The organism is Streptomyces sp. NRRL S-1813 (assembly GCF_000719605.1).
Classification (GTDB): domain Bacteria; phylum Actinomycetota; class Actinomycetes; order Streptomycetales; family Streptomycetaceae; genus Streptomyces; species Streptomyces decoyicus.
The window spans coordinates 1-14,461 of sequence record NZ_JOHB01000033.1 but is presented as its reverse complement, the minus strand read 5'-3'; the positions used below and the strand labels follow the sequence as shown (position 1 = coordinate 14,461).

Sequence of the window (14,461 nt, the reverse complement as noted above, 5' to 3'; positions counted from 1 at the left end):
TCGGAATTTTCGCGGGTCTGGCCATTCCCGGCGTGGCCATCCCACTGCCTGCACGCTGCGCCGAAGTGAGCCAACAGGGCCATGCGCGCGCCCGGTTGTGGCGAAGTGCTGCCGTGCTGGTTGCTGAACGGGCCGCAAGCAACCGGCCATCGGCGCGAGCTGCCCTCCCCGTGCATCCGGCTGCGTCCATAGGGGACCGCCCTGGGACGCGGTGAAGAGGGCGTTATATGCCACATCATCGAGTCCACGCCTGCCGACAGGGACTGACATCAGACCGTCCGGGATCACAGCCGCCTGCCTGATGCGGTGGCCGATCCGGTCGAGCCGCTGATGAACGGGCCTGATGCCCGTGCTCAGGCGGTGACGACGGCCGCTGGCTGCCTCGGGGCCAGGTGTCCGCTCCGGGCCAGTGCCGCGACGGAAGCGGCGCAGGTGAGTCCAGTGGCGCTGAGGGCGGACCAGGTCAGCCAGGCGATGTGGTGATGCTGAGTGAAGCCCCACAGTGCTCCGGTGGCGAGGTTGCCCAAGGTGATGCCGAGCCCGGAGACGGTGTTGTACAGCCCATAGTGGGTGGCGATCAGGCGGCCGCCGGAGAGGGCGACGACCGTGTCCATCTCGAATGGGTAGACCACCGCGCTGCCCACGGCGAGGAGCACGACTGCTGTCACCAAGGAGACGAGGGTCATCGCTCTCGCTCCGGGCTGGGCGAGTGCGAGGGGCACGAAGGCCAGCCCCATGGCCGCCAGCCCACGGAACAGAGCTTCGTGCGGACTCCAGCGGCGCTTCGCCCAGCCGGTCAGGCGTAGTTGCCCGGCGACGGCGACAACTGCGGAGACGACGAACAGCCCACTGGTGACCTTGGTCCCGTTGGCTCCCAGGGCCTCGTCGGCGGCGAGGGGGAGGGCCAGATAGACCTGGAAGGCCAGTACGTAGGACCCGATCATCGCGATCGAGAAGAGGAGAAAGGGGCGGTTGGACATGACGGTGCGCCATTGGGCCAGCACTCCGGCCGGCGCGTCACCCTTGTTCGCGGAGTCGCCGCGCCGGGCCGGCAGAGTGCGCCACTGCAACAGGGTGAGTACGGCGAAGAGAGCAGCGGCTGCCGCGCACACCGCGCGGAAGTCGGTGGCCAGGAGGGCGAGGCCGACGAGCGGGCCGAGGAGCATGCCTCCCTGGTAGTAGACGTTGAAGGTCGCGAAGGCATCCACCCGCCGGTCGCCCGCTTCGGCTGCGAGGTAGGCCCTTACGGCCGGATTGAACAAGGCTCCGGCGAACCCGGTGGCCGCCGACGCGGCAACGAGGGCGGGGAGGTTGTCGACCCAGCCGAGGACTCCGAAGCCGACCGTGCGCAGCAGACAGCCGGCCATGATCGGGGCCTTGTAGCCGTACCGGTCGGCGATGGTGCCGCCGATGAGGAACATGCCCTGCTGGGAGAAGTTCCGGACGCCCAGGACGAGCCCGACGGCCCATGCAGCCAGGCCGAGGTCTCCGGACAGATGAGCGGCGAGGTAGGGCATGAGCATGTAGAACGCGAGGTTGATGGCGAACTGGTTGGCCATCAACAGCCGCGCAGCGACCGGGAACGAACAGGTCTGCCGCCAAAGAGACTTCATCGGGACATCTCCGCCAGCTGCTGCTGCCCGCGCCTCGCGCCGAGCGGATCGACGACAGTGGTGCACCGCGTCCAGCAGGTGACAGTCATCTCGCCGGGGTGGGCAATTTCTCGCGGTTCGGATGGGGGCGTGTGGCCGAGGAGCCCGTGCCGGCGACAGTAAGTGTCGTCGAAAACAGTGCCGACGTAACGCTGCAGTCCATCGGGAAAGACGGCGACGATGCGCGACTCGGCCGGCATCCGGCCGGCCAGCCACCGGGCGACCAGCGCGACCGCGCCGACGCTCCACCCGCCGGTGGCGTACCGGCACCGCGCGAGCGCACGGGCCGCCCACACCGACTCGGGGGCGGCAACCCAGTGCACCTCGTCGAAGAGGTCGTACGCGACATTGCCCGGGTAGATGCTGCTGCCGAGGCCGCGCATCAGTCGTGTCCCGGCGGGCTGTCCGAAGATGGTGGATCCGGTGGTATCGACTCCTACGATGTGGAGGCTGGGGAAGTAGCCGCGAAGCACTGCACCGATGCCGGCGGAGTGGCCCCCGGTACCGACGCTCACGACCAGGGCGTCGATGCGGCCGAGTTGCGCCACGAGTTCATGGGCGAGCGGCCGGTACGCCGCCACGTTGTCCGGGTTGTGGTACTGGTCCGGGCACCAGGCACCCGGATGCACGGCTAGCAGCTCCTCGACCCGCTGACGGCGGGCTTGCTGCCAGCCGCCGACGGGGTGCGGGGTGTCGACCATCTGGACGTCGGCTCCGTACGCGGTGAGCAGCCCTGACATCAGCGGTTCCATCCCGGGGTCTGTGATGACGGTGACCGGGTGGCCGTAGGTGACCCCGGCGAGGGCGAGCCCGAGGCCGAGGGTGCCGGAGGTGGACTCGATGATCGGGGCGCCGGGGAGCAAATCGCCCCTCTGGCGGGCGGATTGGACCATGTACAGCGCGGTCCGGTCCTTGATCCCACCAGGGTTGTGGCCCTCCAGCTTGGCCCAGAAGCCGCTCCCGCCTGCGGTGAACGGCTCTCCGACCCACAGCACGGGTGTGTCGCCGACGAGGCCGGCAGGCGTATGCATGGGGCGTTTGGCGTCCGCGAGTAGCTGGGCGGGTGCGGCAGGGGCGCTGGGTGCTGCGAAGTGGTTCATGGCGTGCTTCTCCCTAGGCCGGTGCGGTCGTGCGGCGCCGGCCGGTCATGTGCGGGTGGAAGGAGGCAGAACTGACCGTGAGCCGGGAGGCGGCGGAGCTCCAGAAGGTGGCTCGCTCGCGCGGCTCAGGAGTCGATCAGTTCTGCCACACGCCAAGCAGGGCTCGTTTGTGGCCATGTGCTGCGCCGACGGAGTCGTTGCCGGCAGGCGGCCCCACCACGGCCAAGTCGCCGGCGAACATGGTGGCGTCGAAGGGTTGAGGGGTTACGGCCGGCTGCTCGGGAGCCCCGATGCTCCGTGGGGCTTGGACGGAGGGCTCGTCAGCTCCGGAGCACTCGGCGGATCCGTGCCCACCGTGACGTGGCGATTCACCGGCAGGGCCATCAGTGTTCTCCGTCTCCTGCGAGCAGGTGGAGGAAGCTGTCAGGAAGGCGTCGATACGGCCCGTTCCCGCTGGGGCCGGTCCGTGTGCGCAACCGAGCACATGGATCAGGGTTGCCAGAACAACGCAAAGAGCCGCCCTGCTCCACATCGCTGGGCGGTCGCTGCGGCACACTGCCAGAACCCTCACAAACACGAATCGTAATCAAGCGAACACATAAAGTGCTTGTGAGGAACGTGTGCTCCGTGCCCCGTCACGTGGCTCCCACGTGGGGAATCCGCAGGAATTTCAAGGGCGGTATGGGGTTGGCGGCAGAGGGCAGTGTGTACAACTCCGCGCGCGTCGATCGCCACATCGGGTGAATGGAGGGCATGGGCGGCTTCCTCACCGTGAACGTCCGGGTCCTCCTGGACGGTGAGGAGAGCCCGGACGGACACCGTGACGCTGGTTCAGTCAGCGTGACAGGGGTCAGGCCCAGTGCAGTCGGCTTCGCAGCCGTCGCCTTCGGTGTGGCCATCGTGATCGGTGTGGTCGTGGCCTTCGGCTCCACTACAGACCGTGGACGCCTTCGCGGAGTGCTGCCCCTTATGGCATTGGGGTGCGTTCCCCGTGTGGGGCTGACCGGGGTGCGCTTCCTCGCAGTCCTGGTGCGTCGTCATCGTGCTGCTCCTTCGTCATCCGGCGGATGGGTCGGTAGGCAGGATGTGGTTGACCGGGACATCCGGTGGTGACCGTTCGCGGGGCATGGGCGGTCAGCCTGCCCTCGGGTCGTCCCCGAAGGACTTGACCGGCTCGTCCGCGAAGGTACTGACGCCCTGCCGGGGGACGGTAGGGCTGGACGCCGCCCAGGTGGGGCGTCCTTGCGGCGGCACCGCTTCGAGGACTTCGGCAGCGGTGCGTTCGATGGCTTCGAAATGGCCGTCCAGGTTCGTCAGCAGACGTTCCCGCTGTTCGGTGGCGAGGGTGCGCAAGGCTGCCACCTTGCGTTCCAGGTCGCGGCGGATGTCGTGCAGCGTCAGCAGTTCGTTCTGCTTGGAGTGGAGGCGCTGGTCCACAGCGGCAGCACGGTTACGGGCCTCTTGCTCGATCTGGGTGGCGCGTTCCTGCCCCTCGCGCTCGGTCTCTTCGGCGCGGGACTGCGCTTCCATGACGATGCGCGTGGCGTCGGCACTTGCTTGAGCCATGACCTCGCCGGCGGTGCGGTCGGCGAGCGCAAGGACGCGCTGGGCCTGGTCGCTGCCCGATAGCTGTGCGGCCGGCTCGCCGGACTCGGCGGCTTGTTGCCGCAGGGCGCCGACCTCCCTGAACAGCCGGGCCAGAGTGGCCTCCACCTCGTGCAGGAAGGTGTCCACCTCGGCCAGGTCGTAACCTTCACGCAGCCGTACGGTGGCGAACCGCTTGTGATGCACGTCGTGTGGGGTCAGCAGAGTCCGGTCGACAGTCGGCAAGGCCGGACGCAAGACGGAGTCCGCGGACTCTGTTGGGTCGGACAGATCTTTGTCGCAGCATTCCTCGCTCATGGGGCGTCTCTTTCACACAGGGAATTCCTGTTTCAGGGGATTGATTCGGATCTAGTGGGCGATCATGAACGCGGCGGTCAGGGCGATTGCGGTGGCAGCTGTGACGATCTGCCAGCGCGGCAATTGGCCCTTGGCCCGTTTCTTCGCGGCGAGCCGCAGGCCCACCCAGGCGATGCGCAGGATCACCCCGGCCACGAGGGACAGGGCAAGGGGGAGGGCGGGCGCGGGGAGCGGACTGAGCGAGGTGATGAGGACTCCGAGTGCAGGGCTTGCGCAGGCCATGACGGCCCAGGGAGCCAGGCGTTGGTGTGATTCCTGCAGAAGGGTGGCCAGTGCGAGTCCGTCGCTCACGGAGCCGATGACCAAGGCCAGGATGACGGGTACGGAGAAGTCCAGGACTACGGCGGAACCCTCCACCACGCGGTGCACGGTCAGAGCGGTGGCCGCACCCATCCCGACGGAGATGGCGCCGGCCGCTTCCTTCATCTTTCGGTGACGGCCAGGGGCGTGTGCCCCCACCACCTGAGGCGCGAGGTCCGCGTCGCAGCCGCAGCCGTTCCTTGTGAAGACGGTCATCACGCCGTAGCCCAGGGCCGATACGCCGATCACGACCCAGCCGGAAAGGCCCACTGCGGAGGCGTCGTGCCATGCGTCGGGAAGGATGTCGACGGCAGCGGTGGTCAACAGCAGTCCGGAGGCGATCACCAGCAGCATCCCCGCTTTGCCCGCGGACCGCCGGGCGACCCACATTCCCGACAAGGTCGCCGCGACGATGAGAGACAAGCCGATCCACGCGGACCCGCCCGGCACGTCTGAGGGGTCCCAGAAATGCATGCGCCCTACCTCCGGTGAGCCGGGCCGTGCGGCTCACCGCAGTGAGCCAGAGAGCCTGTCGCCACACCGGCGGGGGCGTGGTCGACCTGGAGAGTGCTGTGGAGGATGCCGAATTCGGCACGGACCAGTTCCTCGGCCGCTTCGCGCACCGCATGGCAGTCGGCGTCGGGAGCCACCAAAATGTGGGCGGACAATGCCGGCCGGCCCGACGACACCTCCCACAGGTGCAGATCGTGCACCTCGACCACCTCGTCGAGCGCCGCCGCCTGGGCTCCGATCTCGTCCGGCCGCATCCCGCGCGGGGCGGCCTCCATGAAGATCCGCCCGGCTTCGCGCACGAGGCCCCAGCCGGCCCTGGCCATGAGCGCCGCCACGACCAGCGTGGCAACCGCGTCCGCGCGGTTCCATCCGGTCAGCCAGACGACGACACCGGAGAGCGCGGTACCGATGAAGGCATACAGATCGTTGAGCAGGTGCTGGAAGGCGCCCTCTACATTCAGGCTCCTACGGTCGGCCTTGGCGAGCAGCCATGTGGCTGCCACGTTCACAGCGATGCCGGCCAGCGCGGTGACGATCACCCAACCGCCTTCGACCGCCACTGGGTTGACGAGACGGTGGACGCCCTCATAGGTGAAGTACGCGGCGAGCAGGAGCAGAGTGAATCCGTTGACCTGGGCCGAGACGACCTCGGCGCGCTGGAGACCGTAGGTGAACGCGCCACGCGCCTCGCGGGCGGCCAGCCGCATCGCGACAAGCGCCAGCAGGATCGCACCGGCATCCGTCAGCATGTGCCCCGCGTCGGAGATCAGGGCCAGTGACCCCGCGATGATCCCGATCACCACTTCGATGACCAGGAAGCCCACGATGAGCACCAGCGCCGCCGTCAGGTACCGACGGTCGGTGTCGGCGCTCACGCCGTGTTGGTGGCTGTGCCCGGAAGCATGCCCGTGCCTGTGCCTGTGCCCGGGCTCTGGGTCGTGGTCGCCCATGTCCGTCGGTCCTTCCTTCAGTGACCGCATCCAACGCGATGCGTGTTCGGTTCCGTACGTAGCGTGTCCAATAATTCGCCCATGGGTACCTATCCCAGCGCATCTGGGATGAACTGGGATGGCCCGGCCGCCACGGCAGCGCCGTTCCAGATGCCGCCCGCGAAATCAGGGACAGGGAGGGAACCGGGATGACCCGTTGGCGGCCGCTGCCCGCACCACTCAACGACGACACGCGGCGCCTCGTGGAACGGCTGCGCACGCTCAAAGAGCAGACCGGCCTCACCTTGGTCGAGCTGGCCGCGCGCACCGACTACAGCAAATCCACCTGGCACCGCTACCTCAACGGCGACAAGTTCCCGCCGCGGCAGGCGGTCGAGGCGCTGGGGCGGCTCGCGAAAGCGGACGCATCGCGTCTGCTCACCCTGTGGGGCGCTGCGCACCACGCCCGCAGCCGGCCCGAGAGCCTGGTCGCCCCATCCGCACAGCTGGCGACACCGAGTCGGCCCGAAAGCCTGGCCGCCTCATCTGTCCAGTCCTTCGCCGACGGTGCCTCCGCTGCCTGGGACAGACCAGGCTGCCGCAGTGCGGCCGACTGCTGCAACGATGTTGTGTCATGCGGTGGTACGCCGGGGCCCTCCGGCCGGGCGGGCAGGAGAAGTTCCCCTGAGCCTGGTGGGCTCTGCGCCTTCTGGGTGAGGCCCGCCCGTACCGAAAGAGTCCTTCCCTCGTGAACACATCACACACCGCTCTTCACCTCCGCCGGCTGGGGCTCGCGGCCGCCGCAGCAGTTGCTGTCCTGGTTGCGGCAGCAGGACCTGCGGCAGCGCACGCCGAGGTGACCGCCTCCGATGCGCGAGCCCTGGCCGAGAACGTCACGCTGTCCTTCACCTCCGAGGCGGAGTCGGACGGCGCGGGCATCAAGGAACTCCGGATCGTCCTGCCGAAAGGCATCGCCCCGAATGCGGTGGCGCTGAAGGACGCCCCGAAGGGCTGGAAACTGACGGCCACCGCCGACGGCTACACCGTGCGCGGAAAGGCCCTGACAGTCGGTACCGATGCCGAGCACAGCATCACCGTGCGGCAACTGCCTGATGCAAAGTCGCTGGCGTTCAAAACCCTTGAGACGTACAGCGACGGCAAGATGTCGCGCTGGATCGAGGTGCCCGGAAATGGTGAGAAGGCCGAGAACCCTGCTCCGGTACTGGAGTTGAAGGCCGCAGCTCCCGGGGCCGAGCCGATCGCCCCGAACCCTTCCCCGAAGCCGCGCACCAGCACCCCCTCCAAGGGAGCCTCGTCCCCGGCGGCAAGTACGTCCGGCAAGCAGACAAAGGCTGAAGCTGAAGAGGACTCGGGCAGCAGTACTGGTGCCCTCGTCATCGTGATCGCGGTGGTCGTCCTCCTGGGTGGTGCCGGCGTTTTCTGGTGGCTTCGCCGAAGCCGTACCCAGGCATAGACAGCGGGGCAGGAGCGGGTGCGTGACCCCATGTCGCGTACCCACACCTGTTGCCTCACGCACCATCTGGTCCTTGGCAGTGAAGCCCGGGGCGAGCTACTTCGCTCCCTGCCCCGTAGGGCTGGCCATCGGTTGTCGATCGAGGTCAAGACGACCGCGAGAGCACACTGGTCTTCGGGGCGACGCGACATCGCGATGCGAGGGGGCCCGCCGCCGTGACGTCGGCGGCGGGCCCCCTCTCTGCCCGGCGTGGACTCAGGTGCCGGAAGCGACCCGGACGGGCTCGATGCCCTCGGCGCTGTGGCGGGCGGCCCAGTTCTCCAGGGCCATCCGGCATGCGTGGTTGAGGTGACGGAGACCGGCCATGCAGTTCGACGGGCCGGTTCTGCGGCAGAGCCTCCACAGTGTCGAGGAGCTTCGGCAGCCGAAGGAACGTGGCGTTGCCGCTCAGGTGTGCCTGGATCGGGCCGGCGCCCACCATCGACGCAATGGACGCCAGCGCGACGGCGGCGAGCGGCGCGGGAACGACCTGCGCGGCCGAAGGCGGTCAGCGCGGTGCCGGAACCATGGTGGCGATGAGCATTCCGGGCAGCCCGGCGATCTTGTCCAGACCGCTGGACGGGGCTTTGGTGTCGGTCATGGAGTACAGCTGGCCGGCGATCAGCACCAGCCCGATGCCGGCGAGCAACTTCGATCCCCGCTGCTCGCGTCCTGCGACTGCCTCGCCGAGCACTGGTCACTCTGATCGTGTCGCTGCTCGTCCCCGTCACGCCGGGCCGTGACCACAGTCGGTCACGGCCCGGAGCGGTCTGGACCTTCGCCGGCTGTGTCGCCTCCCAGATGATGGCTCCGTGTGTTCGCCCGTCGACGCTGCGTAGGTCCCATATCCGGCTGTGACGGAGGAAACAGCGCAATAGCCGTGACTGTGAGCATGCTTCCCCGGGGGCAGCGAGAGAGCGAGAACGGCGATGTCCATTCCCTGCCAGTCCAAATCCTTGACGGCCGGTGTGTTGGCCGTCACCACCTTTGTGGTGACGGTGTGCGGTGTCGGAGGCGCCGCAGCGTCCCGGCCCGACGACGCCAAGGGCAGGAACACTTCCGTCCCGGCGTTGCCCGCGCACTTCGCGCAGCAGAAGGTCCGGTGGACGTCCTGTGGCGTGGATGTCACCCCGAAGGCCGTGCCCGGTGCGGAGTGTGGCTGGGTGAAGGTGCCGGTCGACTACGCAGACCCGGATGGGAAGACCGTCAAGCTGCGGGTGTCGCGGGTGCGGGCCAAAGACCCCAGCCGTCGGCTGGGGTCGCTGATCTTCAACCCCGGCGGGCCCGGCGAGGGCGGTGCGGGCTTCGTGGCCGATGGAAACTGGCATGCCGGTGAAAAGGCTCGGGCCCGCTACGATCTGGTCGGCTTCGATCCGCGAGGCATAGCCGGTTCCGGGCAGATCAGGTGCCCCGACGGTGCGCCGGAGGAGCCCGAGAATCCGCCGCGTACCGAGGCGGAGGCCGAGAAGGCGTTCGCCGACGCGACCCAGCGGGCCCGGGCTTGCCAACGGGCGAGCGGCGCCGTTTTCGCGCATATGGACAGCGTGAGCGTTGCGCGCGACCTGGACGTGCTGCGTGCGGTCCTCGGCGACGCCAAGTTGAACTACACCGGCGTTTCCTACGGCACCTTCCTCGGCCAGGAGTACATGAAGCTGTTTCCCGGGAAGGTGGGCCGGATGGTGCTGGACGGTGTGGTCAATCCCGCCGCCGATATGCAGCAGGTCGCCCTACTCGACGTCAAGGTCTCCGAAAACGCGTTGCGTCGATACGCCCGAAGCCTTGTCGCGCGCGGCGATGACCGGCTGGGGGACACGGCTGGGGAGGTCGTGCGGAGGCTCGCCCAGTTCGCCAAGGAGCTGGAGCGGAAGCCGTTGCAAGCGGTCGACGGTGAGGAATTCACCGATGCCGCCTTGTCCGGGTATCTGAGAACGGCCCTGAATGACGAAGAGAGCTGGAAGCAACTGACCAACGCGCTGGTGGCCGCCCTGGACGGGGACGTGAGCGCCTTCGAGCATCTTGAATCCGGTGCTGGCGGCGAGAGGCCGACACCGCAGGAGGAGCAGGCCGAGGAGAACATGTCCTTGAGCATGCCGGCGGTGCTGTGCCTGGACTCCCCGGCAGCGCCGAAGTCCCCGAAGGAGATGCTGCACACCGCGGACGCGTTCGCCGAACGATCACCGCTCTTCGGTCGCTCCTTGGCCTGGCAGATGATCGACTGCGCGACGTGGCCGCTCGCCCCCACCGGTGTGGTCGAGCCGATCAAGGGATCCGGGACCGCACCGGTGCTGCTGGTCTCGTACACCGACGATCCGCGAACTCCGCTCACGAACGCGCAGGCGGTGCACCGGCAGTTGGACAACAGCTCGCTGCTCGTACGCAAGGGCCAGGGACACGGGGCGTACGCCTCGGAGAATCCGTCCACGTGCACCGACCGTGCCGTCGACACGTATCTGGTCGGGGGAAAGCTACCCGATAAGGTCGCCAACTGCTTGAGCTGACCCGTGGAGGCCGGCGAGTGTTTCGGGGCCCGGCGTGCGGTATCACGCCGGGCCTCCGACGCCTTCACAGCTCAGCGCAGCCGATCACCGCGGCATCGCTTGGCATTGACGGATAGGGCTGGAACAGCCGAGCCGTAGATCTCAATGCTCCCCAGCTAGGCAGTTTCGTTTGGAGCGGGACGTTGGTCCCGGTGTGTCGTTGACTGACGTGCAGTGGGCGCGGATCGAGCCGCTACTTCCGGGCCGGACGCCGAAGCGGGGTGGCCGCTGGCGGGATCACCATGAGGTGATCGACGCGATCGCCTTCAAGTTCCGGACGGGAATGCAGTGCGCCGTGCGGCCGATGAGCTTTTCCGGGCCTCGGTGGGACGGGCGGATCAGCGCAGTCCGGCGAAGAGATCGTTCTCGGGTACGGCCGCGCCGGTGGCGTCCTTGACACGTACGAAGGTCTCCATGCCCATCAACTCGCCGAACCGCTCCTTGCCCATCTTGAGGAAGAAGATGTTCTCGCCCTGACTGGCGTGCGCGGCCAGCGCATCGAATTTCTGACCGCTGAATGCGGTGGTGTCCACCCACGTGGTGATCTCATCGTCGGGGAGGCCGATTTCGGCTATCGCGGCGGCCTCGGCAGGATCCGGCTCGGGCATGTCCTCATGAAACTCGCGCATGGTCTCTCCGAACCGCTGCATCATCGAGCGGGGCATCGTCGTCCAGTACACCTTCGGTGTCAGTGCGGTCATCTCCAGTGCCGCCATCGTGATGCGGTGGGCCTGGATGTGGTCGGGGTGGCCGTAGAAGCCGTTCTCGTCGTAGGTGACGACCACATCGGGTCGGTAGTGCCGCATGAGTTCCGCAAGTCGGGCGGCGCCTTCCTCCACGGGGGTCTGCCAGAAGGATCCGGGGGCGTCGTTGCTCGGCCAGCCCATCATCCCGGAGTCGGCATAGTCCAGCATCTCCAGATCGCTGACCTTCAGGACGTCACAGCTCGCCTCGAGTTCTTGACGGCGCATCAAGGCGACGGCCGCCGGATCGTGCCCGGAATCGCTCGGCTTGACACCCCCCGGTCCGTCACCGCAACCGCCGTCGGTACACGTCACGAGAACCGTGCGGATGCCCTCCGCCGCGTACCGCGCGAGGACCCCTCCGGTTCCGGTGGCCTCGTCGTCGGGGTGGGCGTGTACTGCCATGAGGGTCAAGGGCCGGTCAGTCATGAAACATTCCTCCTACAGAAATACGTCTTGTTGCGAGGGCGCGGCGGGTGTACCGCGATCCTGGGGCCCGGATCCTGGTGGGGCGGACGACCTTGTGGTCTCCGTGTTCCCCGCCCCTGCGGCGCCGGTCCCTCGGTCGATGCAACTGTGCCGACCGGCCCGGCTGTTCCCGGCGCAGCCGTGGCCTTCCAGACTTCGGGGCTCAACGCGAACGAGGTACAGGCGCGACCTGCCGTCCTGTCGCACTGCGTCTGGCGTGTGGTGGGTTGCTGACCAGCGCGGTTGCCAGGTCGTTTGAGACCGACTGTGGCCGAGGTTCTCAAACGACCTGGCTTTCGCGGAAGTCTCGTTCGCGATGGCTGATTGGAGCGCCGCCGAAATCGCCAACAGTATCCGCCGGACATCGCCCTTCTCCATGATGCTGCGATGTGAAAAGCCCCGAACCCGCCCTTGCCGCCTCGGATCTGCACGTGGTGATGTGCTGTGCAATGTGCACCTTTACCTGTACGCGGTGCTGAGCTGCACTGTTGATCGGGAGTCGAACCCTCGCGTTGCTCATCACGCGCCAGGAGTGGGCTGGAAAACCGCCAGCCCTCGGTGTGTGCACGCCTCCGAAGCTGTTACCTGCTCCACATCGTCCCAGCCGGCTGGACTGCTCAGTCCAGCAGTTCGACCTCCCAGTTCTACGCTGGATACGCACATCGACCTCGCGGATCTCCCGGGCGAGTGCATCCGCCTGACCGCGCAGTTCGGCAACCGGAAGCGCGGAAAGCATCATCAACTCGGACCGAAGCTGCCGGCCGTATCCCCGCTCGCCCTTACCCGCCGCCGCGTCCGCCGCTGCGGTGACCACGGAGTGACGCAACCGCAGTACGTCCCGGCGTGCGAAGGAAGGTGACAAGCCAGGACTCGCCCCAGGGCTGATCGCCGATCTCTCAGTATGCGACCCGGGAGCGGACTGACCGAGTGGCACATCCGCCACGACCGCGTCTCCGCAGCGGCCGCGCAAACGGAGCTGCTGCTGAAACAGAAGGTGGCGGCCCAGACTCAGGTCACTCAGGGCTGTCCCGTAAATGATCTACGGCGTGCTGGTTGACCAGTCCGTTTCTTCGTTACCCGGCCAGGGTGAGGTTGCGCAGGCGGGCGATGCCGAGCATGGCGTGGTGAACACCGTCACCTTTCAGGCGGCAGTCGCGCAGGATCTTCCAGCCCTTCATCCGGGCGAAGACGTGCTCGACGCGGGCGCGGACCTTGCGGTGAGAGGCGTTGTGTTCCTCTTTCCAGGCCGGGAGTTCGGACTGGCCGCGCTCGCGGCGGTGCGGGATGACCAGGCCGGTGCCCCGGTAGCCGCCGTCGGCGATGACCGTGGTCCTGCCGACAGCGTCCTTCGCGCCGGACAGTTCCCACGCTTTGCAGTCGTTCCGGTTGCCGGGCATCGGCTGGCCGACGACGACCACGAGCCGGGTGTCGGCATCGATGACGACCTGGTGGTTGGTCGAGTACCGGTAATTCTTCGACTGCTCGGCGACGGTGTGGTCACGGGTGGGCACCAGGGTTCCGTCCACGATCAGCACGGTGTCCTTACGGAACCGCCTGCGCGGCTGGAGCGCGAGCGTGGGCCCAAGATGGTCGATGATGCGGTCGGCTGCCGACCTGGACACCCCGAACAGCGGCGCAAGCTGCCGCAGGGTCAGGTTCGTCCGCCAGTAGGCGGCGACCAGCAAAACCCGGTCCTCCAGTGGCAGGCTCCACGGCCGTCCTTTGCGGACCACATCCGCGCCTTCGCGGCGCAGCGCGGCGATCAGCTTGCCGAACTGACGCGGGCTCAGCCCGGTGAACGGGGCTATCCAGGAAGGCTCCGACGCCGTGATCACACCAGCCACCCCAAAATCATCCCCTGTGCAGAGCGACTCTGCGTGATGTCCCGCGGAATCCGATGGCGCGACGCAGCTCCGGCGTCAAGAATCGCCGGATGCATGAAGTGAAGCTGTCCGACGGGATCATCGCTCTGTCCCCGCTGCGCCTGGACGATGCGGAGGCGCACCTCGCAGGGGAGGATGAGCAGCTGGTGCGCTGGCTCAGCGGCGGTCCCGGCACACGCGAGGGCGTCGAAGACTACATGCGGCACTGCCGGGAACAGTGGGACACGGCCGGCCCACTCCGCGCTTTCGGCATCCGGGTAGGCATCGACGAGGCGCTCGCAGGGACGATCGACCTGCGGTTCACAGCAGAGGGCTTGTCTCCCGGACAGGTGAATGTCGCCTACGGCCTCTACCCGTCCTGGAGGGGGCGCGGGCTGGCCACCCGCGCGGTCCTCCTGGTCTCCCGATACGCGGCAAGTGAGGGAGCGAAGGAGGCCGTGATCAGGGTAGAGCCGGAGAATGCCGCGTCTTCCGCAGTCGCCCGCCGGGCGGGGTTCACCCCCGGCAAACACACACACGGCGAGGACAGGACACGGCTCGACTGGTACATCCGGGACCTGCGCATCGATACCCAATGACGACCCTCGTGCTCCCAAAGCAGCACGAGGGCGCTTGGCGAGGCATGACCAGCGATAACGGGACAACCCTTAGGCACTGTTTCTCGGATCATGTTCGGAGCCAGATCATGAGGGTCGCGACCGTGACGGTTCCGAGGTAGACGCAGGCGCGTTTCTCGTAGCGGGTGGCGACGGCCCGGAAGCCGTCGGGTAGCCGGGTCACGTCGCCGTGACCCGGCCCCCTCAGAACCGGACGTGCCTGTTTCCAAGCATCACGGCTCAAGCAAGCCCGAAGGCTTCACAG

General features: G+C 67.6%; 13 protein-coding genes and 2 pseudogenes. 5 read left to right on the top strand and 10 right to left on the bottom strand.

Annotated elements, in window-relative coordinates; genetic code table 11:
* Positions 1 to 353: 353 nt before the first annotated feature.
* The 5 genes from IF67_RS0131855 to IF67_RS0131835 all read right to left on the bottom strand — a co-directional run bounded on the left by IF67_RS0131855 (position 354) and on the right by IF67_RS0131835 (position 6,402).
* The gene (locus tag IF67_RS0131855) at positions 354 to 1,613 is read right to left on the bottom strand and encodes an MFS transporter (RefSeq protein ID WP_030991582.1); all 1,260 of its coding nucleotides are present in this window, start codon (positions 1,611 to 1,613) and stop codon (positions 354 to 356) included.
* Positions 1,610 to 2,752 carry a PLP-dependent cysteine synthase family protein gene (locus IF67_RS0131850; RefSeq protein WP_030991580.1) on the bottom strand — a complete coding sequence of 381 codons (1,143 nt, stop codon included), beginning with the start codon at positions 2,750 to 2,752 and terminating at the stop codon, positions 1,610 to 1,612. The genes IF67_RS0131855 and IF67_RS0131850 overlap by 4 nt, the downstream gene beginning before the upstream one ends.
* A 1,134-nt stretch (positions 2,753 to 3,886) precedes the next feature.
* On the bottom strand, positions 3,887 to 4,582 hold the full coding sequence (locus tag IF67_RS0131845) for a DivIVA domain-containing protein (protein WP_158713191.1): 696 nt from the start codon (positions 4,580 to 4,582) through the stop codon (positions 3,887 to 3,889).
* Positions 4,583 to 4,705: 123 nt separating this feature from the next.
* A complete protein-coding gene (locus IF67_RS0131840) occupies positions 4,706 to 5,437 on the bottom strand; it encodes a hypothetical protein (protein ID WP_158713190.1) in 732 nt (243 codons plus the stop codon).
* A 56-nt stretch (positions 5,438 to 5,493) separates the two neighbouring features.
* Positions 5,494 to 6,402, bottom strand: coding sequence for a cation diffusion facilitator family transporter (locus IF67_RS0131835; protein ID WP_420708731.1), 909 nt, complete (start codon positions 6,400 to 6,402; stop codon positions 5,494 to 5,496).
* Positions 6,403 to 6,665: 263 nt separating this feature from the next.
* Here IF67_RS0131835 and IF67_RS42230 point away from each other — a divergent pair, with 263 nt between their 5' ends.
* Positions 6,666 to 7,208, top strand: coding sequence for a helix-turn-helix domain-containing protein (locus IF67_RS42230; RefSeq protein WP_078889750.1), 543 nt, complete (start codon positions 6,666 to 6,668; stop codon positions 7,206 to 7,208).
* Positions 7,205 to 7,930, top strand: a complete 726-nt coding sequence (locus IF67_RS0131830) for a DUF1775 domain-containing protein (RefSeq protein ID WP_030991574.1) — start codon at positions 7,205 to 7,207, stop codon at positions 7,928 to 7,930. Before IF67_RS42230 ends, IF67_RS0131830 begins: the two co-directional genes overlap by 4 nt.
* A 255-nt stretch (positions 7,931 to 8,185) precedes the next feature.
* On the opposite strand, the pseudogene IF67_RS46395 reads toward IF67_RS0131830, so the two are convergent.
* Both IF67_RS46395 and IF67_RS0131820 read right to left on the bottom strand, forming a co-directional pair.
* Positions 8,186 to 8,405: pseudogene (locus IF67_RS46395) on the bottom strand (SulP family inorganic anion transporter); the annotation flags it as partial.
* A gap of 72 nt (positions 8,406 to 8,477) precedes the next feature.
* Positions 8,478 to 8,663, bottom strand: a complete 186-nt coding sequence (locus IF67_RS0131820) for a hypothetical protein (RefSeq protein ID WP_030991572.1) — start codon at positions 8,661 to 8,663, stop codon at positions 8,478 to 8,480.
* Positions 8,664 to 8,898: 235 nt separating this feature from the next.
* Between IF67_RS0131820 and IF67_RS0131815 the strand changes: the two genes are divergently transcribed.
* Complete coding sequence (locus IF67_RS0131815) at positions 8,899 to 10,467, top strand: alpha/beta hydrolase (protein WP_030991570.1); 1,569 nt, start codon at positions 8,899 to 8,901, stop codon at positions 10,465 to 10,467.
* Positions 10,468 to 10,660: 193 nt separating this feature from the next.
* Positions 10,661 to 10,903: a transposase gene (locus IF67_RS46390; protein ID WP_420708733.1), complete on the top strand. Its 243-nt coding sequence runs from the start codon at positions 10,661 to 10,663 to the stop codon at positions 10,901 to 10,903.
* Here the strand turns inward: IF67_RS46390 and IF67_RS0131810 are convergent.
* The 3 genes and pseudogenes from IF67_RS0131810 to IF67_RS0131805 form a co-directional block, all read right to left on the bottom strand.
* The gene (locus IF67_RS0131810; RefSeq protein WP_030991569.1) at positions 10,845 to 11,678 is read right to left on the bottom strand and encodes a PIG-L family deacetylase; all 834 of its coding nucleotides are present in this window, start codon (positions 11,676 to 11,678) and stop codon (positions 10,845 to 10,847) included. The genes IF67_RS46390 and IF67_RS0131810 overlap by 59 nt on opposite strands.
* 656 nt (positions 11,679 to 12,334) lie before the next feature.
* Positions 12,335 to 12,570: pseudogene (locus IF67_RS46055) on the bottom strand (hypothetical protein); the annotation flags it as partial.
* A 220-nt stretch (positions 12,571 to 12,790) separates the two neighbouring features.
* Complete coding sequence (locus IF67_RS0131805; protein WP_030991567.1) at positions 12,791 to 13,561, bottom strand: IS5/IS1182 family transposase; 771 nt, start codon at positions 13,559 to 13,561, stop codon at positions 12,791 to 12,793.
* A 53-nt stretch (positions 13,562 to 13,614) separates the two neighbouring features.
* On the opposite strand from IF67_RS0131805, the gene IF67_RS0131800 reads away from it, so the two are divergent.
* Complete coding sequence (locus IF67_RS0131800; protein ID WP_051818813.1) at positions 13,615 to 14,178, top strand: GNAT family N-acetyltransferase; 564 nt, start codon at positions 13,615 to 13,617, stop codon at positions 14,176 to 14,178.
* The last annotated feature ends 283 nt before the right edge of the window (positions 14,179 to 14,461 follow it).

What these genes read in the sequence shown, in the direction of transcription:
- IF67_RS0131855 (WP_030991582.1), bottom strand. Translation starts at nt 1,613, where the DNA reads ATGAAGTCTCTTTGGCGGCAGACCTGTTCGTTCCCGGTCGCTGCGCGG.
- IF67_RS0131850 (WP_030991580.1), bottom strand. Translation starts at nt 2,752, where the DNA reads ATGAACCACTTCGCAGCACCCAGCGCCCCTGCCGCACCCGCCCAGCTA.
- IF67_RS42230 (WP_078889750.1), top strand. Translation starts at nt 6,666, where the DNA reads ATGACCCGTTGGCGGCCGCTGCCCGCACCACTCAACGACGACACGCGG.
- IF67_RS0131815 (WP_030991570.1), top strand. Translation starts at nt 8,899, where the DNA reads ATGTCCATTCCCTGCCAGTCCAAATCCTTGACGGCCGGTGTGTTGGCC.
- IF67_RS0131810 (WP_030991569.1), bottom strand. Translation starts at nt 11,678, where the DNA reads ATGACTGACCGGCCCTTGACCCTCATGGCAGTACACGCCCACCCCGAC.
- IF67_RS0131800 (WP_051818813.1), top strand. Translation starts at nt 13,615, where the DNA reads ATGGCGCGACGCAGCTCCGGCGTCAAGAATCGCCGGATGCATGAAGTG.